Genomic DNA, 25594 nt, shown 5'->3' with positions numbered 1-25594 from the left:
CGATAGGCTGTCGCGGATGATGCGACGACAGGCCCTGCTGACCGCGGCGATGATCGCGCTGCTGCCCGAAGCGCCGGCCGCTGCGACCGGACAGGATTCAGGCGACGTCGTCGTACGCGCGAGCCGGCTGCGCGACTGGCGTTCGGTGCTGGAGGTGGGGCAGGGGGACGTCGTCACCTGCCGGACACTCCGATCGACCGGCGACGCCGCGCTCGATGCGGACGCCTGCGCCGCCAGGACCCGCTGCTACGACGCCGCCCGCCCGCGCATCGTCGCGGCCCGCACCCGCCGCGCGCTGACCGCGGTCAACCGCGACATCGATCGCTGTTTCGCCGATCTGTCCACGCGCATCACCGGTGATCCACCGCGGAAGTGACGCGGCGAACGTCGTCGTACGGGACACAGGCGGCGTTTGCTATCGGGGGCGGATGTGCGATCCTGTCAGGCGCATGACCCAGAGCAACACCACCGCGATGCCGTCGATCGTCGATACGCCCGCCGACGCCCCTCCGGCATCCGAACCGCGCGTGTCGTTCGCCGACCCGGACGGCTTCGATGCCGCAGTCGCCGCAGCGGTGGCGGCGATCCGGCGCGACGGGATGGTGGTGCTCGACGACGTGGCCGATCCGGCCGTCGTCGCGCGCTGCCACGACCATATCCGCGCGACCTATCCCGAGCTGGCGACACCCGACCGCGAACGCAACTACGGCCCCTATGCCGGCCGCCACTGTATGCCGATGGTGCTCGACACCACGCTGGCCGATCGCGCGCTGATGCTGCCGCGCGCCTATCGCGCGATCGCCAGGGCCCTGCTGGGCGACGGCTATATGGTCGATTCGATCGGCCTGCTGGTCGCGGTGCCGGGCGCGCCCGACCAGATCGCCCATGCCGACGGCCATCTGTTTCCCGAGGCGAACCTGGAACCCCTGCTGCCGACCTTTGCGCTGGCCTGTTCGATGCCGCTGGTGCGGATGGACGGCGTCAGCGGGCGTACCGCCTTCTGGCGCGGCAGCCACCGGAAAGGGAAGGCACACGGCGCACACGATGTCGCGCCGGTCGTCGACCCCGGATCGGCGCTGATCTGGGATTTCCGCACCTATCACTGCGGTCTCGCCAACACCGGAACCGCGCCACGCCCGACGATCTTCACCGTCCTGTCGCGCGAATGGTGGGTCGAGATGCACCCGCCCGAGGCGACCCGTTATGAAAAGCTGCTGATGCAGCGCGACGTCCATGCCGCGCTGTCGAAGCGCGACCAGCACCGCTTCCACCGCGCGACTTTGGTCGACTAGCCCCTGCCGCGCGTCACCGTCCCGGTGCGGCGAAGGTGATCGCGAAGCTGGTGCCCGCCGGGACCGTGCCGCCCGGCGGCAGGCTGAGCGTGAAGCCGCCGGCGGTCGCGGTCAGATAGCCGCCGCGGACCAGGGTGACCGCCGCTGGGTTGGCCGCCGACACCACCGGATAGCTCGCGGTCGGATAGGGCTGCGGATAGGTCACGGTGAACAGCCCGCCGCTCGCCGTACCCGCACCGGTCGTCAGCGTGACGACGCCCGATGTCCCGACGCCGTCGATCTGCGCGGTCGCGCCCGTGCCCGCGGATTCCAGCGCCTGTACGGTCGGCGCGGTGGTGTCGGCCAACACGATGCGCCGGCGCACCCCGTCGCCGCTGGTGAAATAGGGGCGGGCGGCGGCATCGACCTCGAACGCGCCGGGTTCGGGCCTGGTGAGCAGGGCGGCCCCCGCACTCAGGAACTTGAGCGGGCCGAAGCCCGGTGACGCCGCGCCGGCACCGATCACCACCCATCCGCCGAAATTACCCCCGGCCTGCGGCGTCGCATCGACCACGCCGCCGGGAAACATCACCTGCTGGTAGCTGTTGGCGACGATCGCTTCCATCGAGCCCCAGCGATTGGGATATTGCGGGCCGGCCTGCGTATTGTGCACGCCCGTGCCGGTCGACAGCGACCAGCGTCCGGCGACTTCGCCGGCGGTGAACGCGGCATTGTCGACCGTCACCTGGATCGCACCGACGTGGCCGGACTGCGCGCCGGTGCCCGCCTGCCAGTAATCGGCGACGATGCGGTCGCCGAGCTGGACCGCGGCAAAGCCGTTGGGCGTCGGGCTGCGCGACTTGACCCAGTAATTGGTCACGCCCTTGCCATCGGCGCCGTATTTGAACGCGGTGTAGCCGGTGTTGCCGGGCTGGTTGCCGTTGACCTGGAACGGGGTGTTGCCGATCGTGCCCGACGTATCGACGATGAAGGGCGCGCCCAGCGGACCGCCGACGACGGTCACCTTCGCGATGGTCGGATCGGCGGCCAGCGTCAGCGCCTGTTGCGCCATCGCCCGGGCGACCGGATCGTCGGCGCCGGGTGCGGGCACGACCGGCCCGGGCACGACCGGCCCAGGCACACTCGGCGTGGAATTGGGTGCGGCGGTCTGGCCGTGCGCGGCGCCCGGCAGGCAGAACAGCAGCGTCCAGGCCATGGTCTTCATGATATCGTCCCCCTCGTCCCAGGCCGCTTGGACCGCGACACCTGCCCCGGACGCGATGTTTTCCCACTCCCCGGGGTTTGGCAAGGGGGCCCGGCTTGCCCGGCGCCATCCGGCGGCTAAGGTCAGGCGCGATGACCGCTGCTCCACACCCGCTCGGCGATGCGCCCGAACTGCCCGCCGTCCTCGATTTCCTGCGCGGCATCGGCCTGACCGTGGCGGCGCGGACGGTGCCGGCCGACACCATCCTGCCGGCGATGACGGTCGCGGACGGGGCATTGCTGTACGACCCTGTGCAACCCGGTTGGGTCGGCGACCTGCTGCACGAGGCGGGGCATCTCGCTGTCACCGACCCCGCGATCCGCGACACCTTGCCCGCGGTCGGTGACGATCCGGCCGAGGAGATGGCGTCGATCGCCTGGTCCTATGCCGCCGCGGTCGCGCTCGACCTGCCGCTGACCACGCTGTTCCACGCGGACTACAAGGGTGGGCCCGAGTATCTGGTCGAGGCGTTCGGGACCGGTGCCTATATCGGGCTGCCGATGCTGCAATATTGGGGCATGACCGCGCGCGCCGACCAGGACGGGCCGCAGTTCCCGGCGATGCGCAGCTGGCTGCGGCCGCGGTGATCCTTCGCGATCGGCTGAAGCGGGTGCACGCGCTGGCCGCGGCGGTGCGGTTCGTGCGCGCGCTGGCGACGCCGATCGGTCGCGGGCAGCTGCGCGCCGGGTCCGGGCTGCTCCAGCCCGCGATCCTGACCGGGATGGACCGCCACCCCCAGCTGTTCGCGCTGCTCCAGGCGCTGCTCGCGGGCCGCACGCACCCGCGACTGCTGTCGTTCGGCTGCTCGACCGGCGAGGAGGCGTTCACGCTCGCGCACTATTTTCCCCACGCGGCGATCGATGCGATCGATGCCAATCCGGCGTGCATCGCCGAGGCCCGGCGCGCCGCACGATCGCGCGAGCACCGCGAGGTGGCCGACCGCATCCGCTTCCTGTGCGCCACGTCGCCCGATGCCGGGACGGACAACTATGACGCGGTGCTGTGCCTGTCGGTGCTGCGCCACGGCGCGCTCGATGTCGAACGGCCCGAACGCTGCACCGCGCTGATGCCGTTCGCGCGCTTCGCCGAGACGGTCGCCGCGCTCGACCGCTGCCTGCGCCCCGGCGGCGTACTGCTGCTGTGGGGGTGCAATTTCCGGTTCTGCGACACGACCATTGCTGTCGGCTATCACGCGGTGCCGTCGCCGGCGAAGCGTCCGCAGACCGGCCCGTTCTACGGCGCCGACGACCGGCTGCTGCCGGTGGACAGCTACGCCGATTTCGTCTTCGTCAAATCCGCCAGATAGGGCGACAGCGAACGGTCCTGACCGTCGATGCGCCGCACTTCGGTCACCGGACCGGGCACCGCGATCCGGCCGAGCGGGCGATAGGCACGGTCGAGGAAGACCAGCGCACCACCGGCGGTATCGCGTACCGCCCGGTCGGCAAAGGCCGATCCCCCGACGACGATGCCGCCCGCATCGACCGACAGCCCGCGGGTCATCATGTCGCACACCGGCACCTTCAGCCCGTCGGTCGCGACCAGGTCGCCCGCAAACGATCCGCAGGTCAGCACCGCCCCGTTTTCGAGCAGGGCGAGGTTGTGGCAGCCGAGGCCATCGAGCGGGGTTCGATCGACCAGGCGCCAGTCGCGCGTCAGCCGGGCGATCTCGCTTGCCCGGCCGGTGCGATCGGCACCGTTGTGCAGCAACAGCAGGATCGCATCGTCGTATGCGATCAGCGAATTGACATGGACATAGCCGCCCGCCCAGTCGCCATCGCGCGCGGGCCCGATCGGACACAGCGTCTCGGGCACGCCGCCGTCCACCGCAAAGCGCAGGACGCGCTGGTGATAGGTGTCGAGGACGCACAACCGGTCGTCGATCAGGTCGATCTGGTGGCATCCGTTGTCGAGGCCGGTCGCGAGAACGTCCACTGCGGCGATGCGCTCGCCCACCCGCCGGAAGCGCACGATCCGCCCGCGCCGCGTCGGGCTGCGCGGCCAGTCGCCCGCCTCGAACACGTAGATCGCGTCGTCACGGACCGTGATGCCGTAGAAGAACCCGTGCGCGACGCGCCGCAGGTCGCAGCCGTCGGTCGCGAACAGGCCGTGGCGGGTCGCGACCAGATGGGTGCAGCCCGACAGGTCCGGATCGACCAGGCGCACGACGCCGGACCGGTACGCCTGCGTCGCCAGCGCGGCGCGGATCGTCGCTTCGCTCAAAAAGGTCATCCACGGCAGCGGCGTCGCGAACGAGACCGCGGGTTCAATATCTCTCGGCTCCATGATGATCGACAATCGCGACGATGGAAAGCCGTTGACCCGCGCGGCGTTTTTCCCGAGTCCCGCAGGGCACGGGGCCGGGGGCGACGCCCGGCACGGCACGGGTGGGGACTTGCGATGACGCATGAAGTCGGGCCGGAGGCGACCGTCGCGACGGCGATACGGACCGCGCGCGCGCTGGCCGACGCCTTCGACTTCGACGGCGCCATCGCGGTGCTGAACGCGGTGGAGGACGGGACGGTGGAGGACGGGGCCGCACTGCCGGTGGACGGCCTGATCCTGCTCGGCACCTGCCACATCAACCTGCGCGACCATGACGGCGCGGTCGCCGCGTTCACGCGCGCGATCGCGCAGGCCCCGCGCGACGCCCGCGGTTTCATCGGGCGTTCGGACGCCAGATTAAGCCTCGGGCATCTCGACAGGGCGATGGCCGACGCTGTCCGCGCCACCGTCGTACAGCCGGAACGATGGACCGGGTGGGTGGCACTTGGCCGGGTCTTCAGCCGGTGTGCGCTGCCCGAGATGGCCGCCAAGGCGTTCCGCACCGCGCAGCGACTGGCCCCCGATCGGCCGGTGCTGAAGGGGCTGGTGCTGCGCGAACAGCTGGCGGCGTGCGACTGGACCGGCCTCGACGCGCTGCTCGCCGCCATCGACGCCGACATCGCGGCCGGCCACGCGCCGGTCGATCCCTTCTACTGGCAGGTGGTTTCCACCTCGTCCGCCAGCCTGCTCGCGGTCGCCCGCCGGAAAAGTGCTGCCGCGCCGCTCGATCCGCTACCGGCGCGCGCCCGCAGCGCCGCGTCGGATACCCGCATCCGCATCGGCTATGTGTCGGGCGAACTCGCCCTCCAGGCGAACGGCCTGTGCATGGCCGGCGTGTTCGACGCCCACGACCGGCAGGCGTTCGAGGTGATCGCGTTCGACAACGGTCGCGACGACGGCACCGCGCTGCGCCGGCGGATCATGGCGTCCTTTGCCGAAGTCGTGCCGGTCGGCGACCTCGACGACCGGCGCCTGGCCGGGGCGATCGCCGATCGCGGGATCGACGTGCTGGTCAACCTCAACGGCTTCTTCGGCAACGAACGCAGCGCCGCCTTCCGCCATCGCGCAGCGCCGGTCCAGGTCAACTACCTGGGCTGCCCGGGAACGATGGGCGCGTCCTACATGGACTATATCGTCGCCGACCGGATCGTGATCCCGCCGGACGAGACGCGGTTCTATGACGAAGCGGTGGCCTGGCTGCCCGACACCTATTACCCGACCGATCGCGCGCGGCCGATCGGATCGGACACGGTCACCCGAGCCGACTGCGGCCTGCCCGAGACGGGGGTCGTCTTCTGCTGCTTCAACACCAGCCACAAGATCCTGCCGGACAGCTTTGCGGCTTGGATGCGGATCCTGTCGCGCACGCCCGGCAGCGTGCTGTGGCTGATCGCCGCCAACCCGGTAGCGACGCGCAACCTGCAGGCGGCGGCCGCCGCGCACGGCGTCGATCCGGCGCGGCTCGTCTTCGCTCCCCACCAGTCGCCCGAGCGGCATCTCGGCCGCCACGCCCTGGCCGACCTCGTGCTCGACACGCTGCCCTACAATGCACACACCACCGCCTGCGACGCGCTGTGGAGCGGGGTGCCGCTGCTGACGCGACCCGGCACGACATTCCCGAGCCGGGTCGCGGCCAGCCTGCTGACCGCGCTCGACCTGCCCGAGCTGATCGCGGCGACGCCCGAGGAATACGAATGCCGCGCGGTCGATCTGGCGCACGATCCAGCACGCCTGGCGCAGGTCCGCGCGCGGTTGCAGGCGCATCGCCTGACGACGCCGCTGTTCGACACCGCCCGCTACACGCGCCATCTGGAAACCGCCTATCGAACGATGGTCGAGCGGCACCGCGCCGGCCTGGCGCCGGTCGATTTCGCGGTCCCGGCACGCTAAAAACGAGGTTCTGATGCCCCACACCCCGATGCCTGCGATCGCGACCCGCTATCCGCACCTGGCAGGGTCGCCGCGCGCGATGGCGATGACGGCGGCGGCGCTGCACCTGAGCGGCCGGACCGAGGATGCGGTCGAGCTGGCGCTGGCCGCGGTCGCCGCCGCCCCGGCGGACATGATCGTCCACCAGACCGTCCGCCGCGCGCTCAACCGCGGCGTCGCGCGCTTCCATGACTCGATGATGCGCGACGAGGTCCGCAACCGCGCCTATGCCCGGGCGATCGAGGCGGCGGTCCGGCCGGGCATGACCGTGCTGGAGATCGGCGCGGGATCGGGGCTGCTGGCGATGATCGCGGCGCGCGCGGGCGCCCGGGTCGTGACCTGCGAAGCCGTGCCCGCGGTCGCCGCGACGGCACGCACGATCGTCGCGCGCAACGGCTATGCCGACCGCGTCCGGGTCGTGGCGAAACGCTCGACCGATCTGGAGATCGGCGTCGACCTGGACGAACCGGCCGACCTGCTGGTGCACGAGATCTTCGGCCACATGCTGGTCAACGAAGGTGTGACCGCGGCGGTCGCGGATGCGCGCGCACGGCTACTGAAGCCGGGTGCGCCGTCCGTCCCGCCGCGCGCCGAAATCCGCGTCGCGCTGGCCGCGTTCATCGGGCAGCGCTCGCCGCAGATCGGCGAGATCGAAGGCTTCGACCTTTCGCCGTTCGGCATCCTGCTCCCGCCCCGGGGGGCAAGCATCCTGGATGCCACCGGCAGGATCGCGCCACGCTCCGAACCGGCGTCCCTGCTGCGGATGGAGTACGACAGTCCGGCCCCGTTCGGTCCCGACCGCGAAACGGTGCGCCTGGTGTCGACGGGCGGCAGCGTCGATCTGGTCGCGCAGTGGATGCGGATCGATTTCGGCGGCGGCAACATGCTCGGGACCGATCCCTTCGCCGACGGCCAGGCGGTGTCCTGGGGCGCGCCGCTGTTCCTGTTGCCGATGCCCATCAAGACGACGGCGGGCGATGGAATCGACGTCACCGTTCGCCACGACGGCCATGCCCTGACCATCGACGCGGCCGCCGCCGGCTGACCGGCGACCTTATCCGCGCAGCCGGGCGATCACGGCCTGCGCCCGGGCGCGACGGCTGTCGGGGTCGGTCGCGGCCTGCGCGGGAAAGCCCATTACCGGCACGCGCATCGACAGCCGCAACAGGTCGCGCATCAGGTCGGCGCGCATCGGCAGCGCATCCAGCCACGTCGGGCGAAACAGGTGCGGGAACAGCCGCAACATCGCGCCCTGTGCCGGGGCGGGGCCGTCGCCGTGCCCGTCGCCCAGGATCAGGATCGCCGCCGGCGCGACCGCATCCGCCGTGCTGCGCGCCCGCGGCCGCGCCAGCCATTTGCCCCGCGGATCCTCCGGCACCGGCCACGCGTCGATCGTGTCGAGCACGGCGGCGGTAGCGGGGTGGAGGCGAATCGTCGGGCGCCCGCGCAGCACCCGGTCACGGGCACCGACTCGCGCGGGATCGACGCGCACGACGACCAGGTCGTCGGCGATCAACGGCGCCCCTGCCGCGAGCAGGTCGGCGGCCAGCGTCGATTTGCCAGCACCGCCGGCGCCCGCGATCAGCACCGCGCGCCCGTCGAGCTCGACCGCGCAGGCGTGCAGCGGCAACAGCCCGCGCCACGCCGCGGTCAGCGCGGCGACCGTGCTGTAGAAGGTCGCCGGGATCGCGCCGGTCCAGTCGGGTCCGGGCCGATAGTCGATCCGGTCGCCGCCGGTCATGACGAAATCGACTTCGCCGCCCCACCCGATCGCGATTCCCGTGTCGAACACGGTGCCGCGATTGACCGCGCGCGCGCCGGGGCGTGCGGATGGCGGCGGGTCGAAATCGGCAACGCGACGCACGACGACGGGCCTGTCCGACGCCACGTCGGTCGCGTCATCGAACCCGGGCAGGGGAATGTCCGACCGCCAGTCGATGCCAAAGGCGCGCGCGCGATACGGCAGGTCCATCAAGGACGCCGGCGACGACAGGATCAGGGCCGCGTCACTGCGCGGTCGCGAGCTTCAGGTCCTGCATCTGCCGCAGCAGCGCGGACACCGCCGCGTGACACGCCTCGGCCGACACGTCGAACCGCTCGCGCAGCCGCTGCTCGACCGCGTCTTGCGTCTGCGGCGTCTCCAGCGCGTCCCACACCACGCTCGCGGTGCGGTTGAGCGTCAGATAGGTGCCGGTGTCCATGTTGATCATGACGAAGCTGTCCTCGACCTCGGTCCCGACCCATTCCTCGGTCCGCTGCCACATGGTCTCGCTCATCGTGCCCCCTCATCCGACATCAACTGTGCCAGGATCGCGTCGTCGCGCAACGCATCCGCCTCGTCCGCAGACCATCTATAGACCCGTACCGCGCTTGCAAGCCGCGCCATGTCGGCAAGGACGCGCGGCTCGATCCCGCACAGCCGCGGCACGCTGGCGCGGTGGCGGTTCGCGAGCAGCGCCGCGACCGCGGCGACTCCGGTAAGGCGCGCGTATCCCGCCACGTCGTCGAGGATCACCAACGTGCCGAGCGCCGCGGCGCGACGGGTGCGGTCCACGCCGATCGGGTGGAACGGGCGGGCGTCCGCATCCGCTGCGCCCAGGTGATAGCCGCCCGCCAGTCCCGCGCAGACCGCCGCGTCCCCCCGCAGCCGCACCGCGATGCTGTCGTCGGCGACGAACGCGCCCCCGCGTGCGACCAGCGCCGCGGCGAGGTGCGACTTGCCCCGCCCGGACGGCCCCGCGATCGCCAGTGCCCGCGCCGCGCCCGACGGCACGACCGCCGCGGCATGCAGCACGACCGCGCCGTCCAGCCACAGTACCGCCGGCAGCGCGGTCGCGACCAGCAGCGCATCGACCATGTCGGATGCACCGCCGGCGACCGGCGTCACGTCGATCGTGTCGGCGGTGCAGCGATAGCGCGCGACACCCGGTGGATCGAACCACAGCGCATCCGCCGCACGGGTCCAGACCGGGCGTTCGACCGGCGGCGCGGCGACCGGCGCATGCCAGCGAATACGGATCGCGGCGGCATCGGCTGTCTCGCATGGCACGGCCCCGATAACCGGGCGATCGGCATCGATGATCCGGTCATAGGCGACGCCGCGGGACCGCATGGCGGCGTGTCAGCCCGGCCAGATATCGAACGCCACGCAGATCCGTCGCTGGTCGGCCCCGTGGGGAAAGGTGCGATGATAGGTGTGCGACGGGAACAGCATCAGCATGCCTTCCTCGGGCCGGACGACGGTGACTCCATACGCACTCGCCGCGGCATCACCGACCACATCCTCGGGCAGCCCGAACGCGATGCAGCCCGCGGCGTCGTCGCCGTGGGTGACCGCATCGGGGATCTGGACGTAATAGACGCCGCTCAGCCACCCGAACTGGTGGACGTGCCACGTCTCGTAGCCCGTGCCGTCGGTCATCACGCACCAGCAGTGCAGCATGCCGATGTCGGGCCGTTGCCGCGCCCAGGGGTGGTCGCTGTCCGCGATCCTGTCGGCGTGGTGTTCGACCGCGCGGGCGATTTCGGCGAGCAGCAGCCGCACCATCGGCGCATCGCCCAGCGCCGGCGTGTCGATCCGCCACGTCTGTTCGGATGCGCTGCCATAGCGTTCGTAGCGCAGGTTGGGATGCTGCAGCAGCTCGGCGGCGAGGCGTGCGTTGAACGCCGCCAGGCTGGGCATCCCCGGCGGCGTCGCGAGCTGCCCGGCGAAATGCAGCCCGTCGAACGCGACCATATCGCGGGCGGCATCGATCCGCCCGGCGCGCGCCTCGGCCAGCGCACGCGCGGCATATAAGCGGGCATGGTTTGCGCCGCCGGTGGCAAGCCGGTCGAGCGTCGCGATGCCGTCGTCGAGGGCGCCTTCCTGCAGGTCGAGCGTGGCGATCCGCTTGCACGCATCCTTGTTCGCCGGATCGAGCGTCAGCGCGCGCTGCCACACGGCGCGCGCGCGCTCCGGGTGCCCCAGGCGGCGCAGGGCCTTGCCCTGGTCGGCCAGGAACTGCGCGCGCATGGCGTCGTCATCGACCAGCGGCAGCATCTGGTCGACCAGGTCGACAACGCGCAGGTTGTCCGCCTCGCTCTCGCGCGCCAGATGCGCCTGGACCAGCATCGCCGCATCGCGCGCGTCGAGGCCATCGGCATCCGACAGCACGGCGATCACGTCGTCGAACGCGTCCTGGACCAGCAGCGCGGTGGCGAGCCGTCCGCGCAGCAGCCGCGAGTCTGGCTGGCGCTTGTACGCCGCACGCAGCACGGCCAGCTCCTGCCCGGTGCTGATCAGCGTGCCGGGTTCGATGACGATGCGCATCGTGCGCGCCGCCGGACTGATCGCCGTGCCTTCCATGTCCCCCGTCATCCCAGCCCAAGCCCCGCGCCGCGGAGGAGGGCGTTCGCTGCCATAACGCAAGGATAGGTCGCGATGAAGGCCCAGGGATAGGTATTGAGACCCATCACCAGCGCGGTCGCGACGTGGAACGCGGCGAGCGTTCCCAGGATCGCGATACCGACCACCGGCGGCGCGACGAGCGCGACAGGGAACAGCGTCTCGACCAGCATCACGCCCCACGCCAGCACCAGCGCCGTCGCGCGGTTCCGGACGACGGCTGCGGCCAGGGCATGGCCCGATCGATAGCTGGTCATCGCCGCGGCCAGCGCGCGGCCGTCGCGCCAGAACGGGCGCGCCAGCTTGGCGGCGCCCGAGGTGACGTAGGCTGTCGTTGCCTGCCCCGCGCCCCAGGCGACACCGGCCAGGCACAGGTGCGCATCGCCGCTGACGAGGCCGATCGCGATCAGCAGCGCGGCGACCGCGGCGACCAGCGCGATCTTGTCGGCGCCGTCGCTGCCCCCCGTCAGCAGCACCACCAGCGCGGTCGCGACCAGCAACACCGCCAGCGCGACCGCCGCCGGCCCCGCCGCGAGGAACGGCAGCATCAGCCCCGCGATCAGCCGCACCAGCAACAGGCCGAGCAGCCCGCCCGGGGCGGCGAGCGGCGAGGCGAGCAGGCGCGGGTTTATCCGCCCGCGGACCAGCGCCGTCAGATCGGGACCGAGCGGCGCACCGGGGTAAAAGCCACGCCGCACCGCGATCAGCTGCAATGCCGCGATCGTCGACCAGATCGCCAGCGGCACGCTGATCCACCACAAGACCGCAGCATAGTCGGGGACGCGGGCGATCACCGGTGCCACGCCGACACGAACTCGACCGACCAGCGTCGCTCACCGCGACCGATCGCGTGCGCGACGGCGAACTGGCGAGCGACGTCGGGCCCGGGTGTCGCCTCGGCCATCACGCGGCGCAGCACGACCAGATAGGGGATCGATTGCTGCACGTCCGCGCCCGGCGCGCCGCGATGCTGCTGCGCCATGTCTTCGGCCAGCGACAGGATCATCGCGTCGATACGCCCCCGCGCGTTCCAGACGGCGTCGGTCAAACGGCGCTCGGGCGGCCACAGCACCGGCGTCCAGCCACCGACGCGGTCCCCGGCATCGCGCGTCCGCATCAGGACATGGACATCGCGCGCGAAATCCTCCGCCGTGCCAAGCGACGCCTGCGCGTAGAAGCGCCATTCGGGCAGGATCGCGAGCGTATCGAGCAGCATACGGTGGCGGCGCAGCGGCCGCACCTGCACCCAGGCGGTCATCGCCAGCCCCAGCGCGACGATGACGAGCGCGACACTGCCGACCACGCTCACGCTTTCGCCAGACGCGCCCGGCGGTACCGCAGCAGGTCCGCGAGGCTGGGCACGGCTTCGACGCCGGGCAGGGCGGGGGGTGGCGCCGGGCCGGTCGGACACGCGGTCGCGGCATCAAGGCGCGCACACTCCTCGGGCGTCGGCTTCATGCGTCGGGGCGCGTCGCGCCGTCGCAGACCGCACAGGCCTGCGCCCGGCCGAACCAGCGATAGCGGCGCCTGGCAAAGCCGGTGTAGAGCCGATCGCGAACCGCGCGCGGCAGCAGCCGGCCGATCCGCACCGCGCGCCAGACGCCGCCGAGCGAGGCGACCGCGGCGATCACCGCATCGGACCGCAGGTGACGGGTGTCGCCATCGACCACGATCATCGTCGCCGGATCGTCGACCGATTGCCCGCACGCCGTCAGCCAGTCGCGGCCCGCCGCCGACATCGCCGGCACGAAGGCGATGCGGTGGCGCGGGTCACGCGCGGCCAGGAAGCGAACGAAGCCGTTGCAGACGTTGCAGTGGCCATCGAACACGACGATCATCCGTCCATTCCTGCATCCATCGTGGCGGCGCGCTCGCGAACCCGCCGGGCCGGGGCATCCGACGACCCCCGCCGACCGGGAAACTGCCGTCGAGCGCTGGACTTGCGGTCTCGCATGCGGCAGCCGAACGGTCAATTATTCGCTGGGGCGGCGGGTACGGGGGAGGGGGTGCCATGACGACGGATTTCGACGGCATCCACGCACTGGCGTCGCTGGACGGCGCGCCGCTGCGCGCGTCCGACCTGGCGGTGCTGGGCCTCGTGACCCGCGACACACCGCCGGGGGATTTCACCGCGATGCTGCGCGATGCGGGACACGCGTCGCCGGTCACGGGCTGCCAGGCCCTGCTCGGCCATATCGACGAACCGGCCGCGCTGGCCGCGACGCTGGGACTGGCGCCGACGACGCCCCCGGCGGACCTGATCCTGGCGGCGCTGGCGCGCTACGGCGACGACACGCCCATGCGGGTCGGCGGCGAATGGTCGTTCCTGCACTGGGATGCGCCCGCGCGCGCGATGACGCTGATGGTCGCCGATACCGCGCGCGACGCGTTGTGCTTCACCGCCGACACCCGCCGGGTCGCGGTCGCACCGCATGTCCGCACGCTGCGCGCGATCGATGGCGTAGACGCGATGCCCGACCCGGCGCGGCTGCTGCTGCATCTCGGCCGCGGACCGGCGCGCGCGATCATCGGCGACCGCACGATCCTGCGCGACGTCCAGCGTGTCGCGGCCGGCACGCGCGTGCGGATCACCCGCGACGGCGTCCGGGTGGGGAAGCGCGCCGAGTTGCCCGAGCCGACGCCGTGGCGCGGCAGCTTCGCCGAGGCGATCGAGGCGATCGAAGCGGTGCTGCACACGATCCTGCGCCAGCAGATGGCGCGCCACCCGGCGGCGGCGACGATGCTGAGCGGCGGGCTCGATTCCTCGCTGGTCGCCGCCTTCGCCGCGGCGACGCGCGGGGAGGGCGGATCGCTCGTCGCGCTTACCTCGGCCGCGCCGGCGGGCAGCGGCCTGCGCGACGAAACGGCACAGGCGCGTGCCGTCGCCGCGCAGCTCGGGATCCCCGCGGTCGCGGTCGTCCCCGAACCGGACGCCGACGCCTATCGGCTCTCGCGCGCGATGCTCGACAGCGTCGACCACCCGCTCGCGTCGCAGCGGCACTATGTCTACGACGCGCTGTACCGGGCCGCGGCGGATCGCGGAGCCAGCGCGATCCTGGACGGCAGCGACGGCGAACTGACCGTCACCGGTTACCGCGACATCGACGGATGGCGGGGTTGGGCGCGGTGGCTGCGTGACCGGGCACGCCATGCACGGACGCCGGACGGCGACCTGCTGCGCGATGCCTTTCATGTGCGGCTGAGCGTCCCTGCGCTGGCGATCGCCGATACGGCGCTGGCCGACGAGCTGGCCGCGGCGCACCACGCGGCGCAGTGGCGGCGGGGCCGGGTGCTGGGCTATCCCATGAGCGTCATCGCCAAGAACCGGTCGGTGACGACTGCGACGCCGCTGCCGGGCCTGCGCCACCTGGCCCCGTTCCGCGACCGCCGGCTGCTGACGCTGTGCGCGGGGCTGCCGGTACGGTTCCTGACGCATGGCGGACTGACCCGTGCGCCGGGCCGGGCGCTGCTGGCCGGCAAGGTGCCCGAGAGCATCCGCCTGCGACGCGACCTGCTGCCATTCTCGCCGGACTATCCCGATCGCCTGGTGCGCGACGCGCCGCGGGCCCGCGCGCGCATCGCCGGCTATGCCGCAGCGGGGGTCGGCGACTGGATCGACCTGGCCTGGCTCGACACCGCGCTGGCGGCGGTCGCGCGAGGGGACGATCGCACGTTCGATCCGACGCAGGTCCAGGCAACCGCGATGGCGGCGGCGTTCCTGGCCGACTGGATGGCGGGGCCGTCGCCGCGGGAGTAACCCTGCCGATGCTTGGATCGGGGCCACAGCGCTGCTAGCCTGCCGCCATCATGACCGCTGACACACCCGCACCCCGCCCGATCTTCCTCGAGGAACTGACCCCGCTGGTCGGCAAGACGCTGACCGCCGACTGCGACCCCCGCACGGTGCCGCTGGAACTGGTCGAGGCATCGCCCCTGCGCAACCATGCGAAGCTCGACCGGGAGCCGTTCATCCTGATCTTCCGCTCCGCCCCCGATGCGCTGCTGATGTCGGGCAGCTATGTGATCCGCGGCGAGGGGTTCGGCCCCGACGTGATCGACATCGCGCAGATCGCGACGCCCAACACCGGCACCCCGGGCCATTATTACCAGGCCGTGTTCAACTGATGTGAAAAGGGCCACCCCGGCCTGCGCCGGGATGGCCCTGTGTCATGATTATCCGTCCGCGGACGGAGGCATCAGTTGCGCGAGGGGAAGATACCCTGAAGCGCGATGCAGAAGTTGAGCACCAGATAGGGCTGCATGTTCGGGTGAGGCTGGCTGCCACCGGCGACACCGATGGTCCCCGCGACATTCAGCCCGCCGAGCGCGACGGCATCACCGACGGTGCCCGCCGGCACATAGATCTGCGGGATCGCGTTGGCGGGATTGTTGATCGGCCGCGCGAGCAGAGATCCGGTCGCCGGGATCTGATCGGTCCCCTTCGCCTGGGTCGCGTTCAGCGTCGACGTGTTGGTGAACGTGTGGTTGTGCGCCGGCATCTGGGTCGACAGCAGCGTCACCGACTCCGTCCCGCCGACCTCACCGATCTGACGCGGCGAAAGCCCGGGTCCCTGACCGAAATGCATCGGCACGCGCGAGCGCAGGTCGGGCAGCGCAAAAGTCGTCGTGCCGTTACCGCCATATTGCGTTCCCAGCAGCGAGAACAGTGCGGTATTCTGCGCGATCGACAGCAACTGGCCATTGCAGTAGGCATAGTTGCGCGGTGCGAAGTTGAACCCAAAAATCTGGATCGAGCCGATAAACGGTTGCGTGCCCATGCGGAAATCCCCCCTTAGTTAATGCATTCGCCGCGAGTATGACAGAAACATAGCCCGTTGGAAATCGGGCACGCCAAATGTTGTCGGCAGATGATCGCGCGCCGATTTCCGCGTGTTCTTGGCGATTTAGGCGGGTCCGTGCCGGTCGCCGAGCCGCAGGCTTTCGAGCCGGGCATGGACCGGATCGACGAGGTCTCGGGCGGCATCGATAATGTCGCGCGTCGCCGCCCGATGCTTTGCCGCCGAGTCGGGCACGAAAGGCTGGTCGGGCGACTTGGCGCTGCGCCCGGCGACCGCCGCCATGGCGGCACGCCCGGCGGCATCGGGCACGAAGCCGAAATGCGGCGCGATGCGGTCGGCGATCGCACCCGGCAATTCGCTGTAATCGACCAGCAGGCCACCGCCGCGCGGCCAGTGGTCGAGCACCGCCTCGCTCGCCCGCGCCAGCACCATCGCGGCATAGCGATCCCCCTGCATCCCTTCGGCATCCGGGATGTCGAAGATCGTGGTCGGCAACAGCCCGGCGACGGTGTGGATGCCGCGCTGTCGCTGCTGCGAGACCAGCACTTCGACCGGGTTGCGATAGAGGAACACCCACGGCGTCCGGGGAAAGGCCGCCGCGAACAGCGGCAGCGCCATCGTGTGCCAGCTGTCCAGCTTGAAGAACACGCGCTGCGTCTCGCCCGACCGGTCGCGCCCCAGCGCCGCGACGATGGCGCGCAGTGCCGCGACCTGCACCTCCAACGGCGCGCCGGACTCCATCGCCCAGCGCACGACCGCATCCAGCGGTTCGGGTTCCGACAGCACGACGTGGCGCGGGTCGGCGGCCAGCATCTGCGCGACCAGTGTCGAACCGCAGCGCGACATATGGTGGATGAACCCGGCGGGCTCGGGCGCATCGGGATCGGTGCCTGCGATCAGCGCGTCGAGCGTAATGCGCGTGCGCAGCATCCGGCTGAGCGGGCGCGTGGCGTAGCGCGAAATCGATTCATCGAAGAACGGCGTGCGCAGCGGCTCGGGCCCGAACCAGGCCCAGTCGAACGCCGGCGCGCCGCCGGTCGGGACCGACCGCGCCGGCAACCACCCGCGCGCCGGCCATGTATCGAGCGTGACGGGCGCGGGCCCGAACCGACCCAGTCCCAGCGGATCGGGCCTGAGCGTCGCGTGGATCGCCTCCGGATCGATGGCGATGCCGTGTTCGCCCGCGATGCGCACCGCTTGCGTGACGAAATCGTCCGGAATCTCGATGTCGCCCAGGCGCGCCTGCACCGCGTCGTCGCCCAGCACCAGCGCCGCGAACGCCGCCAGCGGATTGCCTGCGGTCGGGTCGATACGATCGGGCGGGGTATCGGTCACGGTGTGTCCTTTGTCGGATCGTATCGACAACGGGCGACTTGGCATCCCGGCCGACGCGACCTAGAATCGCGAAAGAGGTGGCAGGACTATCGTGACGACGGGGTGCGAACAACCGTGGGCCGACACCGATCGCGCCGCCTGGCCGGATCGGTTGTGCCTGCCGATGGCGTTCGATGCCGGCCGACTTGCCGCCGACGTCGCGGGGCTGGCCGATGCCGGTACGCCGGCTGCGTGGATCCCGCATTTCGTGCCGCAGCACTACGACGGCGACTGGAGCGTGCTGCCGCTGCGCGCACCGCCCGGTGACCTGCACCCGATATTGCAGATCGCCCCCAATCCGGCGTGTCGCGACTGGGTCGATACGCCGCTGCTCGCGCGCTGTCCCTACATCGCGCAGGTGCTGGCGAGCTTCGCCTGTCCGCTGGAGGCGGTGCGCCTGATGCGGCTCGCGCCCGGGTCGGTCATCAAGGAACATCGCGACGACGATCTGGCGGCGGAGGACGGCATGGCGCGGCTGCACATCCCGGTCGTCACCAATCCGCATGTCGATTTCCGCCTGAACGGCACGCGCGTGGTGATGGATGCGGGATCGGTCTGGTACCTGCGGCTCGCCGACCGGCACAGCGTGACCAATGCGGGCGACACCGCGCGCATCCACCTGGTCGTCGATGCGATCGTCGATCCCTGGCTGCGCGACCGACTGGACGCCGCCGTCACCCTGTCGAACCGGGACGACCGGGCGGTCATGGTGTAAAACGCGTTATTGTGTTCGCGCCGTTATCGCCGTACCTTTCGCCGCAATCAATCAGGACAGGGGCGCGGCATGTCGGGCGGACAGGATATCTCGATTTCGGACACGCTGCGGGGGGCGACGGCGCTTAACCGCCGGCAGATGATCGGCTGCACCGCGGCGGTCGCCGCCAGCGGCGTCGCGATGCCCGCCTGGGCGACCAGCGCGACCGACGCGCGCCTGCGCATCTATGAGGGCAAGTACGCGATCGACGGCCACAAGATCGTCGACGGCTATTTCGCTGCACCGCGCAACCGCGCAACCGCGCTGGACGTGCTGGTCGTGATCCCCGGCGCGAACGGCATCGACGATGCGGTGCGCGATACGGTCCGCCGCCATGCGCTGGCCGGCAAGATCGTCATCGCGCCCGACCTCGCCAAGACGTCGGGCAAGGCGCTGCTGGGCCGCGATGCGATGATCGCCGACATCGTCGCCCACGCGCCCCGGCTGAAGCGCCACACGCGCGGCAACGGCACCGTCACGCTCGTCGCGGCCTGATCCTCCCGAGCCTGTTCGGTCAAGAAATGTGGTGTGAGTAGATGCGTATGCGCGGCAGGTTCGACATGACACGCACGGCCGCGCGCGCCGCCGCTGCCTGGACGCTGCTGGCGGCGACCGCCGCGCAGGCGCAGGACACGCTGGGCGATCCCGAGGGCTCTGGCGTCATCGTCGCTGCCGTCCGCTGGTTGCAGGGCACGTTGCTCGGCACCGTCGCGACCGTCGTCGCGGTGATCGCGGTGGCGACGGTCGGCCTGCTGATGCTGACCGGCCGCATCAACTGGCGCTACGGCGCGACCGTGATCCTGGGCTGCTTCATCCTGTTCGGCGCCGCCAGCATCGTCGCCGGGATCCAGTCCGCCGCCGGCGCGGGCTGACCGGACATGGCCGATGGGCTGGAACGCGACACGGTCTTCGTCGCCCTGACCCGCCCGCAGATGTTCGCCGGCGTCACCTACAGCTTCTTCGTCGTCAACGCGATGATCGCGACCGAGCTGTTCCTGATCTTCCGTTCGGCCTGGGTGTTCCTGGCGGCGATCGTCATCCACCTGGCGGGCGTGCTGATGTGCCTGCGCGAACCGCGCTTCGTCGACCTGTGGATCACGCGCGTCAGCCGCTGCCCCCGCGTGCGCAATCACAAGATCTGGCGATGCAATTCCTATCGGCCGTGATGCCGCCCGCTCTCACGCGTGACCGACGGACGATCGACAGGGAAAAGCCGGTGGGCGACCATTTGCCCTATGCTGCCCATGTCGACGACCACACGATCGCGACGCGCGACGGCCTGCTGATGCAGGTCGTCCAGCTGCGCGGCCTGTTGTTCGAGACCGCCGACACCGAAGAGCTGAACTACCGCAAGCGGCTGCGCGACGCGACGCTGCAGGCGATCGGCAGCGCGCGCTTCGCGGTCTATCACCACATCGTCCGCCGCCGCGTCGATCCGGCACTCGCGATGGACCAGCCCGACGCCTTTTCGCAGCGGCTCGACACCGCCTGGACCGACCGGCTCGGCGGCAAGCGGCTGTACGTCAACGAACTGTTCCTGACGCTGGTCCGCCGCCCGCTGCCCGGGCGTCTGGGCGTGCTCGACCGGTTGCGCGACCTGTTCGGGAAGGGCGGGAGCGGTGACACGCCCGGCACGACGTACGAAGCACGCCAGCTGTCCGCCGCCCGCGACACGCTGATGGCCGCGCTCGGCAGCTACGGGCCCCGCCTGCTGGGTGTGTACGACAGCCCTCAGGGGCCGTGTTCTGAACCCCTCGAATTCCTGTCCACCCTGCTCAACGGCGAGCGGCGCCCGGTACTGCTGCCGCACGAGGATCTGGGGCACTACCTCCCCTATCGCCGGATCAGCTTCGGGCAGGACGCGGTCGAGCTGGGCGCGACCGGCACCGCACCGCGCAGCTTCGCGGCCATGGTGTCGATCAAGGATTATGCCGGGCAGACCGCGCCCGGCATGTTCGACGACGTGCTGCGCCTGCCCTTCGAGCTGGCGGTGTCGCAATCCTTCGCCTTCGTCGAGCGGCAGCAGGCAGTGTCGCGGATGAACCTGGCGATGCGGCGGATGCGATCGGCGGAGGACGAGGCGGTCAGCTTGCGCGCCGAACTCGGCACCGCGAAGGACGAGGTGTCGGCGGGCCGCGCGGGCTTTGGCGAACATCACATGACGATCGCGATCCGCGCCGACACGCTGGCGGAAGTTGACGAAGGCGTGGCGGAAGTGCAGGCAGCACTCGCCGATCTCGGCATCGTCGCGGTGCGCGAGGAGATCGCGCTGGAACCCGCCTTCTGGGCGCAGTTTCCGGCGAACTTCAAATATATCGGCCGCCGCGGGCTCGTCTCGACCGCCAATTTCGCGGGCCTTGCCAGCATCCACAACTTCCCCGTCGGGCGCGCCGCGGGCAATCCGTGGGGCGAAGCCGTCTCGCTGCTCGAGACGACGGCGGCGGGGCCCTATTATTTCAATTTCCACCACGGCGACTTGGGCAATTTCACCGTCATCGGCCCGTCGGGATCGGGCAAGACGGTGGTGCTCAACTTCCTGCTGGCGCAGGCGCGGAAATTCCGCCCGCGCACCATCTTCTTCGACAAGGATCGCGGCGCCGAGCTGTTCATCCGCGCGATCGGCGGGCGCTACGACCTGCTGCGCCCAGGCGTGCCCTCAGGGCTCAATCCGCTCCAGATCGACGACACGCCGGTCAACCGCCAGTTCCTGATCGACTGGCTGGCGACGCTCGCCGGCGGCGCGGATATCGAGGAAACGGCGGCGATCCGCGATGCGGTCGATGCCAATTTCGAGCAACCGCGCGAGGACCGCCGGCTCGGGCATCTGGCCGAGCTGTTCCGCGGCGGGCATCGGCCGCACGGCACCGACCTGTGGGCGCGGCTGCGCAGCTGGTGGGGGACCGGCGAGCGCGCCTGGCTGTTCGACAACCCTGACGACCTGACCGACCTGACCGCGGAATCGGTCGGTTTCGACATGACCCAGATCCTCGACGATCCGGCGCTACGCACACCCGCGATGATGTACCTGTTCCACCGCGTCGAGGAGCGGCTCGACGGGACGCCCGCGATCATCGTGGTCGACGAAGGGTGGAAGGCGCTGGACGACGACGTGTTCGTCGGGCGGATCAAGGACTGGGAAAAGACGATCCGCAAACGCAACGGCATCGTCGGCTTCGCGACGCAGAGCGCGCAGGATGCGCTCGAAAGCCGGATCGCGAGCGCGATCATCGAACAGGCCGCGACGCAGATCTTCATGGCGAACCCGAAGGCGCGCAGCAGCGATTACATCGACGGCTTCGGCCTGTCGGCGCACGAGTTCGACCTGGTGCGCACGCTTCCCGACGATGCCCACTGCTTCCTGATCAAGCACGGCACCGAAAGCGTCGTCGCGCGGCTCGACCTGACCGGCGAGCGCGACCTGCTGACGATCCTGTCGGGGCGCGAGCGCACCGTGCGGCTGCTCGACACGATCCGCGCCGAACACGGCGATGCGCCCGAGGCGTGGCTGCCGCGCCTGCTGGACGTCGCATGAGCGTCTGCGCGCCCCTGACCCTGGACGGCGCCTTCGTGAGCGCGACGCTGGGCTTCATCGACTGCCAGGCGCGCACGCTGGGCGCGGGCGGGTTCGCCGCGCTGGCCGCGCCGGGATCGATCGTGTCGCTGGCGCTGACCGGCCTGCTGACATTGTTCGTCGCAGGGTTCGGGTTCCGGATGCTGTTGGGCGAGACGCCGGCCTTGCGCGACGGTGTCGGCGCGGTCGCGCGGATCGCGTTCGTCCTTGCGCTCGCCACCGCCTGGGCGCCGTATCGCACATTGGTCTACGACGTCGCGATCGCGGGACCGGGCGAGCTGGCCGCATCGATCGGCGGCGCGGCGGGGCTGCCCGGCACCGGCGGTGACCTCGCCGAGCGGCTCGACCTGGTCGACCAGGCGCTGGTCCAGCTGAACGACCTGGGCGTCGGGCGTCCGCGCGGCGCCCAGCAGCAGATGCAGAACCGCCAGGTCGTCGGCAGCAACCAGATCGTGGTCGAACCCGCGCAAGGCACCGCCAACCCGCTCGAACCCTTCGCCTTTGGCCTGGCGCGTATCCTGTTCCTGGTCGGTGCGGTCGGCGCGTTCGGTGCGGTGCGGCTGATCGCCGGCCTGCTGCTGGCGCTGGGGCCGCTGTTCGTCGTCTTTGCCCTGTTCGATACCACGCGTGGGCTGTTCGAGGGGTGGGTCCGCGGCCTGGTCGGCACCTTCGTCGGCGGGATCGCGGTCGCGATCCTGCTGGCGAGCGAACTCGCGCTGATCGAGGGCTGGGTCGCCGACATCCTGACGCAGCGCCTGGCCGAGACGCCGGTGCCCGGCGCGGCGATCGCGCTGCTGACGGTCACGATCGTGTTCGGCGTGATCCTGATCGCGGGACTTGCCGCCGCGACCCGTGTCGCGACCGCCTTCCGCCTGCCGGCGTGGTCGGGCACGGGCACGCGGACCGCAGAGCCGCGCGCGCCGCAGCGCTTGCCCGTTCCGCCACGCGCATCGGGCACGTCCGACGCACCCGCCGATCCCCGCTCGCGCGCATGGGCGGTCGCCGACAGCGTGGCCGCGACGCAGCGACGCGAGGCGACAGCGACCGCACCCGACCGTACCGCCTCGGGCGGGGTGAGCCGCGCCGCGATCGTCACTGCCGCAGCCGGCGGCAACGGCGGCCGCGGGGCGGGCGGGGGGGCTCCCGCCACGGCCACGGTCGTCCCGCTCGGCCGCAGCTTCCAACGTCGTTCGCGCGCGCGGACATCGACCAGCGCCGGACGGCGGGACACCAGATCATGACATCCATTCCCCCCGAAACCGGCCCCGAAGAACGCGAGGCCTATTACCGCGCGGCGGCAAGCTGGAGCCACGACCGCGAGGATGCGCTGCGAAAATCGCGCCGTGTCGCCTGGATCTTCGCGGGCGTCGCCGCGGGCGTCGCGCTGGCCGAGGCATTCGCGCTGGTCGCGCTGACCCCGCTGAAGACGGTCCAGCCCTATACATTACTGGTCGATCGACAAACCGGATTTGTCCAGGCGCTCGATCCGCTGCAGCCCTCGCGGGTCAGTGCCGACACCGCGCTGACCCAGTCGTTCGTCGTCCAGTATGTCATCGCGCGCGAAAGCTTCGACATCGCCGCGGCGCAAGCGAACTACAAGAAGGTCGCGGCCTGGTCGGACGGGCGGGTGCGGTCGAACTACATCGCCGCGGTGCAGAGTTCGAACCCGCAGAGCCCGATCGCGACGCTGCCGCGCACGACGATCATCGAGACGCGGGTGAAGAGCATCTCGACCACGGCGCGCAACACATTGCTCGTCCGCTTCGACACGCAGCGTCGCGACGACGGCGGGCGCGTCTATCCCGCGCAACCCTGGGTCGCGGTGGTCCGCTATCGCTATACCGGCGAACCGATGGCGCTGGAGGATCGGTTGTTCGATCCGCTCGGGTTCCGCGTGACGCATTACCAGCGCAGTGCCGAGGCGCTGGTGCCCGCCGCCGCGCCCGTCGCCGCGGTCGCGGTACCGGCAACCGTCGTGCCCGCCACCGGCGTGGTGCCGGTCGTCCCCGTCGTTCCGGTGACGAGCGTGCCCGGCGCGACCGTGCGGACGCCGTCGCCGCTGCGACAGGTGCGGCAACCGACCTATGCGGTCCCTGCGCGCCTACCGGCGCCGCCGGTCTATACGGGCCCCCCGCGCGAGCCGGTGGGCGGACAGCCATGATCCGCCGGGCCCTCACGCTCGCCGCGCTGCTTCTGGCGCTACCCGCGACCGCGCAGACCGAACCGCTGCCCCCGCCGCCGGGCAGCGTGCGCGTGCAGACGATCGACTATGTCGAGGATCGCGTGATCTATGTGCAGGGCACCCCTGGCTACCAGACGACGATCGAATTCGGCGGCGACGAACGCATCGAGACCGTCTCGGTCGGCGACAGTACCGCGTGGCAGGTCACCGCCAACAAACGCGGCGATCACCTGTTCGTAAAGGCGCTGTCGAGCGGCGTTGCGAGCAACATGGTCGTCGTCACCGACCGCCGGCTCTACACCTTCGACCTGACGCCGCTGTCCGGCCCGGTCAGCGAAATGGCCTATGCCATCCGCTTCCGCTACGCGCCCGCGGCCGAAAGTGCGACAGAGGCGGGCGCGGCCCAGGCCACCGTCGGGCGCTACCGCGTCCACGGCGACCGCGCGCTGCGCCCCGACGCCATCTCCGACGACGGCACCCACACCTATATCGAATGGCCCGCGAGCGCGACGCTGCCGGCGATCTACGCGATCGACGGCGACGGCAAGGAAATCGTCGCGACCGGCGCGATGCGCGACGGCGTCTATGTCGTCGACAGCGTCGCCTCGCGGCTGATCTTCCGGCGCGATCGGAACACCGCCTATGCCGACCGGCTGCGGCCGAAGGATCGATGATGGCACGCGCGTCGCAGCCCGCCGGCGACCCGCGCCAGGCCGTTCCCGTCGCCGATCCGCGCGATGTCCGCCCGCTGGTTGCGGGACGCCCGCGCGGCGGATCGACGCTGCTGATCGCCGGCGGCATGGGCATAGCGGGCGTCGCGCTGTTCCTGCTGCTCGATAGCAACCGCCGCGCGACCGAAGTCCCCGCGGTCCGCGCGACCGCCGCCGATCGCGCCGCGGCGCGTAGCGAACCGCCGCCGCTCTACCTGCCGCCCGCGCCCGCCGCCGCCCCGGTGGTGCTGGCACCGGTGGCCGCAGAGCCCGTACAGACGGTCCCGGCACCCGCCGGGCCGCCGCGCATCGTCTATGTCCCGCAGCCGCAGCCCCTGCCGCAGATGATGCCCGCACCGGTCCAGCAGAGCTACACGCCGCCCGCTCCGGCACGCGGCAACAGTGATGCCGCGCTCGTGATCGACACCACCGTCGCCGACGGATCGGGCGACGCGACCGGCACCGCGACAGGGCCCGGCGCCGCCCCCGGTACCAACGGCAACGGCCCGGCCAATGCCTTTGCCACGCTGAATTCGGCGACCACCGCCGCACCCGGCGCCCGCGCGCGCGCGGCGATGCTGGGCGGTCGCGCGACGAGCGTGCTGCAAGGCACGCTGCTGCCCGCCGTGCTGGAGACCGCGCTCGATTCCAACCGTCCGGGCCTCGCGCGTGCGCTCATTTCGCGCGACGTTCGCAGCTTCGACGGGTCGCGCGTGCTGATCCCGCGCGGCAGCCGGCTGACCGGCGAGTATCGCAGCGACGTCGCCCAGGGGCAGAACCGCGCGCTGATCGTCTGGACCCGGCTCGTCCGCCCCGACGGTGCCGCCATCGCGCTCGGCTCGCCGGTCGCCGACACGCTGGGGCGCACGGGGGTCCGGGCGCGGGTCGACAGCCATTTCTTCACGCGGTTCGCCGGCGCGATCCTGCAAAGCGTGCTCGCGGTCGGCGTCAATCTTGCGTCGCGACCGAACAACGACACCCTGGTCGTCGGTCTGCCGGGCGCGACCCTGGGCGGGATCGGCGGCGGCGGG

28 protein-coding genes are annotated in these 25594 nt (G+C 71.1%); 17 read left to right on the top strand and 11 right to left on the bottom strand.

The genetic code is table 11. From position 1 onward, the window contains the following. Positions 1-16 precede the first annotated feature (16 nt). The gene (locus ASE86_RS12365) at positions 17-376 is read left to right on the top strand and encodes a hypothetical protein (protein WP_056427381.1); all 360 of its coding nucleotides are present in this window, start codon (positions 17-19) and stop codon (positions 374-376) included. A gap of 73 nt (positions 377-449) precedes the next feature. After that, positions 450-1292, top strand: a complete 843-nt coding sequence (locus ASE86_RS12360; RefSeq protein ID WP_056427378.1) for a phytanoyl-CoA dioxygenase family protein — start codon at positions 450-452, stop codon at positions 1290-1292. Positions 1293-1305: 13 nt separating this feature from the next. Here the strand turns inward: ASE86_RS12360 and ASE86_RS12355 are convergent, their stop codons facing one another. Next, positions 1306-2496, bottom strand: coding sequence for a hypothetical protein (locus tag ASE86_RS12355; RefSeq protein ID WP_056427375.1), 1191 nt, complete (start codon positions 2494-2496; stop codon positions 1306-1308). Between the two features lie 131 nt (positions 2497-2627). Here ASE86_RS12355 and ASE86_RS12350 point away from each other — a divergent pair, with 131 nt between their 5' ends. Together ASE86_RS12350 and ASE86_RS12345 are read left to right on the top strand one after the other, a co-directional pair. Further along, entirely contained in the window at positions 2628-3122 is a 495-nt protein-coding gene (locus ASE86_RS12350; RefSeq protein ID WP_056427372.1) for a hypothetical protein, read from the top strand. Next, positions 3119-3841, top strand: a complete 723-nt coding sequence (locus tag ASE86_RS12345) for a class I SAM-dependent methyltransferase (protein ID WP_056427369.1) — start codon at positions 3119-3121, stop codon at positions 3839-3841. Before ASE86_RS12350 ends, ASE86_RS12345 begins: the two co-directional genes overlap by 4 nt. Here ASE86_RS12345 and ASE86_RS16065 read toward each other — a convergent pair. Continuing rightward, a complete protein-coding gene (locus ASE86_RS16065) occupies positions 3805-4767 on the bottom strand; it encodes a hypothetical protein (protein ID WP_235524096.1) in 963 nt (320 codons plus the stop codon). The genes ASE86_RS12345 and ASE86_RS16065 overlap by 37 nt on opposite strands. A 168-nt stretch (positions 4768-4935) precedes the next feature. On the opposite strand from ASE86_RS16065, the gene ASE86_RS12335 reads away from it, so the two are divergent. Both ASE86_RS12335 and ASE86_RS12330 read left to right on the top strand, forming a co-directional pair. After that, complete coding sequence (locus tag ASE86_RS12335) at positions 4936-6750, top strand: hypothetical protein (protein ID WP_056427363.1); 1815 nt, start codon at positions 4936-4938, stop codon at positions 6748-6750. A 13-nt stretch (positions 6751-6763) separates the two neighbouring features. Continuing rightward, positions 6764-7834, top strand: a complete 1071-nt coding sequence (locus ASE86_RS12330; RefSeq protein ID WP_056427360.1) for a methyltransferase domain-containing protein — start codon at positions 6764-6766, stop codon at positions 7832-7834. Between the two features lie 9 nt (positions 7835-7843). On the opposite strand, the gene ASE86_RS12325 is transcribed toward ASE86_RS12330, so the two are convergent. The 7 genes from ASE86_RS12325 to ASE86_RS12295 form a co-directional block, all read right to left on the bottom strand. Further along, positions 7844-8761, bottom strand: coding sequence for a hypothetical protein (locus ASE86_RS12325; protein WP_056427357.1), 918 nt, complete (start codon positions 8759-8761; stop codon positions 7844-7846). 34 nt (positions 8762-8795) lie between these two features. Then, positions 8796-9065 carry a PqqD family protein gene (locus tag ASE86_RS12320; protein ID WP_056427354.1) on the bottom strand — a complete coding sequence of 90 codons (270 nt, stop codon included), beginning with the start codon at positions 9063-9065 and terminating at the stop codon, positions 8796-8798. After that, positions 9062-9901 (bottom strand): hypothetical protein, encoded by an 840-nt coding sequence (locus tag ASE86_RS12315; protein ID WP_056427351.1) that lies wholly within the window; start codon positions 9899-9901, stop codon positions 9062-9064. Before ASE86_RS12315 ends, ASE86_RS12320 begins: the two co-directional genes overlap by 4 nt. Before the next feature lie 9 nt (positions 9902-9910). Further along, complete coding sequence (locus tag ASE86_RS12310; RefSeq protein ID WP_082441894.1) at positions 9911-11146, bottom strand: 2OG-Fe(II) oxygenase family protein; 1236 nt, start codon at positions 11144-11146, stop codon at positions 9911-9913. Continuing rightward, the gene (locus ASE86_RS12305; RefSeq protein WP_056427346.1) at positions 11143-11976 is read right to left on the bottom strand and encodes a hypothetical protein; all 834 of its coding nucleotides are present in this window, start codon (positions 11974-11976) and stop codon (positions 11143-11145) included. The genes ASE86_RS12310 and ASE86_RS12305 overlap by 4 nt, the downstream gene beginning before the upstream one ends. Continuing rightward, positions 11964-12482: a hypothetical protein gene (locus ASE86_RS12300; protein ID WP_156347159.1), complete on the bottom strand. Its 519-nt coding sequence runs from the start codon at positions 12480-12482 to the stop codon at positions 11964-11966. The genes ASE86_RS12305 and ASE86_RS12300 overlap by 13 nt, the downstream gene beginning before the upstream one ends. Before the next feature lie 145 nt (positions 12483-12627). Then, entirely contained in the window at positions 12628-13011 is a 384-nt protein-coding gene (locus ASE86_RS12295; protein WP_056427340.1) for a thiol-disulfide oxidoreductase DCC family protein, read from the bottom strand. A 173-nt stretch (positions 13012-13184) separates the two neighbouring features. On the opposite strand from ASE86_RS12295, the gene ASE86_RS12290 reads away from it, so the two are divergent. Beyond that, positions 13185-14930, top strand: a complete 1746-nt coding sequence (locus tag ASE86_RS12290; RefSeq protein WP_056427337.1) for an asparagine synthetase B family protein — start codon at positions 13185-13187, stop codon at positions 14928-14930. Between the two features lie 50 nt (positions 14931-14980). Continuing rightward, positions 14981-15298, top strand: coding sequence for a DUF6916 family protein (locus ASE86_RS12285; protein WP_056427334.1), 318 nt, complete (start codon positions 14981-14983; stop codon positions 15296-15298). Between the two features lie 71 nt (positions 15299-15369). Here ASE86_RS12285 and ASE86_RS12280 read toward each other — a convergent pair whose 3' ends face one another. Then, a complete protein-coding gene (locus tag ASE86_RS12280; protein ID WP_056427331.1) occupies positions 15370-15951 on the bottom strand; it encodes a phage tail protein in 582 nt (193 codons plus the stop codon). Between the two features lie 126 nt (positions 15952-16077). Next, positions 16078-17307 carry a sulfotransferase family protein gene (locus tag ASE86_RS12275; protein WP_056427327.1) on the bottom strand — a complete coding sequence of 410 codons (1230 nt, stop codon included), beginning with the start codon at positions 17305-17307 and terminating at the stop codon, positions 16078-16080. 91 nt (positions 17308-17398) lie between these two features. On the opposite strand from ASE86_RS12275, the gene ASE86_RS12270 reads away from it, so the two are divergent. The 9 genes from ASE86_RS12270 to ASE86_RS16505 all read left to right on the top strand — a co-directional run. Beyond that, positions 17399-18061 (top strand): aspartyl/asparaginyl beta-hydroxylase domain-containing protein, encoded by a 663-nt coding sequence (locus tag ASE86_RS12270; protein ID WP_200911542.1) that lies wholly within the window; start codon positions 17399-17401, stop codon positions 18059-18061. Positions 18062-18130: 69 nt separating this feature from the next. Then, the gene (locus ASE86_RS12265; RefSeq protein ID WP_056427323.1) at positions 18131-18595 is read left to right on the top strand and encodes a dienelactone hydrolase family protein; all 465 of its coding nucleotides are present in this window, start codon (positions 18131-18133) and stop codon (positions 18593-18595) included. A gap of 65 nt (positions 18596-18660) precedes the next feature. After that, a complete protein-coding gene (locus ASE86_RS12260; protein WP_056427511.1) occupies positions 18661-18972 on the top strand; it encodes a TrbC/VirB2 family protein in 312 nt (103 codons plus the stop codon). A 6-nt stretch (positions 18973-18978) separates the two neighbouring features. Beyond that, positions 18979-19266, top strand: a complete 288-nt coding sequence (locus ASE86_RS12255; protein ID WP_056427320.1) for a type IV secretion system protein VirB3 — start codon at positions 18979-18981, stop codon at positions 19264-19266. Next, on the top strand, positions 19266-21632 hold the full coding sequence (locus ASE86_RS12250) for a VirB4 family type IV secretion/conjugal transfer ATPase (protein WP_156347158.1): 2367 nt from the start codon (positions 19266-19268) through the stop codon (positions 21630-21632). The genes ASE86_RS12255 and ASE86_RS12250 overlap by 1 nt, the downstream gene beginning before the upstream one ends. Next, positions 21629-22912, top strand: a complete 1284-nt coding sequence (locus ASE86_RS12245) for a type IV secretion system protein (RefSeq protein ID WP_056427315.1) — start codon at positions 21629-21631, stop codon at positions 22910-22912. Before ASE86_RS12250 ends, ASE86_RS12245 begins: the two co-directional genes overlap by 4 nt. Beyond that, complete coding sequence (locus tag ASE86_RS12240; protein WP_082441893.1) at positions 22909-23832, top strand: virB8 family protein; 924 nt, start codon at positions 22909-22911, stop codon at positions 23830-23832. The genes ASE86_RS12245 and ASE86_RS12240 overlap by 4 nt, the downstream gene beginning before the upstream one ends. After that, positions 23829-24527, top strand: coding sequence for a TrbG/VirB9 family P-type conjugative transfer protein (locus ASE86_RS12235; protein ID WP_056427311.1), 699 nt, complete (start codon positions 23829-23831; stop codon positions 24525-24527). The genes ASE86_RS12240 and ASE86_RS12235 overlap by 4 nt, the downstream gene beginning before the upstream one ends. Continuing rightward, positions 24524-25594: TrbI/VirB10 family protein (locus ASE86_RS16505; protein ID WP_235524095.1), on the top strand; the 1071-nt coding region annotated here is incomplete at its 3' end. The genes ASE86_RS12235 and ASE86_RS16505, both read left to right, overlap by 4 nt.

The sequence above is a fragment of the Sphingomonas sp. Leaf33 genome (assembly GCF_001421785.1).
In the GTDB taxonomy this organism is placed as follows: domain Bacteria; phylum Pseudomonadota; class Alphaproteobacteria; order Sphingomonadales; family Sphingomonadaceae; genus Sphingomonas.
Note: the sequence above shows the minus strand (reverse complement) of the source record. Positions and strands in the feature narration are given on the sequence as shown.

What these genes read in the sequence shown, in the direction of transcription:
- ASE86_RS12365 (WP_056427381.1), top strand. Translation starts at nt 17, where the DNA reads ATGATGCGACGACAGGCCCTGCTGACCGCGGCGATGATCGCGCTGCTG.
- ASE86_RS12360 (WP_056427378.1), top strand. Translation starts at nt 450, where the DNA reads ATGACCCAGAGCAACACCACCGCGATGCCGTCGATCGTCGATACGCCC.
- ASE86_RS12355 (WP_056427375.1), bottom strand. Translation starts at nt 2,496, where the DNA reads ATGAAGACCATGGCCTGGACGCTGCTGTTCTGCCTGCCGGGCGCCGCG.
- ASE86_RS12350 (WP_056427372.1), top strand. Translation starts at nt 2,628, where the DNA reads ATGACCGCTGCTCCACACCCGCTCGGCGATGCGCCCGAACTGCCCGCC.
- ASE86_RS16065 (WP_235524096.1), bottom strand. Translation starts at nt 4,767, where the DNA reads ATGACCTTTTTGAGCGAAGCGACGATCCGCGCCGCGCTGGCGACGCAG.
- ASE86_RS12335 (WP_056427363.1), top strand. Translation starts at nt 4,936, where the DNA reads ATGACGCATGAAGTCGGGCCGGAGGCGACCGTCGCGACGGCGATACGG.
- ASE86_RS12330 (WP_056427360.1), top strand. Translation starts at nt 6,764, where the DNA reads ATGCCCCACACCCCGATGCCTGCGATCGCGACCCGCTATCCGCACCTG.
- ASE86_RS12325 (WP_056427357.1), bottom strand. Translation starts at nt 8,761, where the DNA reads ATGGACCTGCCGTATCGCGCGCGCGCCTTTGGCATCGACTGGCGGTCG.
- ASE86_RS12320 (WP_056427354.1), bottom strand. Translation starts at nt 9,065, where the DNA reads ATGAGCGAGACCATGTGGCAGCGGACCGAGGAATGGGTCGGGACCGAG.
- ASE86_RS12315 (WP_056427351.1), bottom strand. Translation starts at nt 9,901, where the DNA reads ATGCGGTCCCGCGGCGTCGCCTATGACCGGATCATCGATGCCGATCGC.
- ASE86_RS12310 (WP_082441894.1), bottom strand. Translation starts at nt 11,146, where the DNA reads ATGACGGGGGACATGGAAGGCACGGCGATCAGTCCGGCGGCGCGCACG.
- ASE86_RS12295 (WP_056427340.1), bottom strand. Translation starts at nt 13,011, where the DNA reads ATGATCGTCGTGTTCGATGGCCACTGCAACGTCTGCAACGGCTTCGTT.
- ASE86_RS12290 (WP_056427337.1), top strand. Translation starts at nt 13,185, where the DNA reads ATGACGACGGATTTCGACGGCATCCACGCACTGGCGTCGCTGGACGGC.
- ASE86_RS12285 (WP_056427334.1), top strand. Translation starts at nt 14,981, where the DNA reads ATGACCGCTGACACACCCGCACCCCGCCCGATCTTCCTCGAGGAACTG.
- ASE86_RS12280 (WP_056427331.1), bottom strand. Translation starts at nt 15,951, where the DNA reads ATGGGCACGCAACCGTTTATCGGCTCGATCCAGATTTTTGGGTTCAAC.
- ASE86_RS12265 (WP_056427323.1), top strand. Translation starts at nt 18,131, where the DNA reads ATGTCGGGCGGACAGGATATCTCGATTTCGGACACGCTGCGGGGGGCG.
- ASE86_RS12260 (WP_056427511.1), top strand. Translation starts at nt 18,661, where the DNA reads ATGACACGCACGGCCGCGCGCGCCGCCGCTGCCTGGACGCTGCTGGCG.
- ASE86_RS12255 (WP_056427320.1), top strand. Translation starts at nt 18,979, where the DNA reads ATGGCCGATGGGCTGGAACGCGACACGGTCTTCGTCGCCCTGACCCGC.
- ASE86_RS12250 (WP_156347158.1), top strand. Translation starts at nt 19,266, where the DNA reads ATGCCGCCCGCTCTCACGCGTGACCGACGGACGATCGACAGGGAAAAG.
- ASE86_RS12245 (WP_056427315.1), top strand. Translation starts at nt 21,629, where the DNA reads ATGAGCGTCTGCGCGCCCCTGACCCTGGACGGCGCCTTCGTGAGCGCG.
- ASE86_RS12240 (WP_082441893.1), top strand. Translation starts at nt 22,909, where the DNA reads ATGACATCCATTCCCCCCGAAACCGGCCCCGAAGAACGCGAGGCCTAT.
- ASE86_RS12235 (WP_056427311.1), top strand. Translation starts at nt 23,829, where the DNA reads ATGATCCGCCGGGCCCTCACGCTCGCCGCGCTGCTTCTGGCGCTACCC.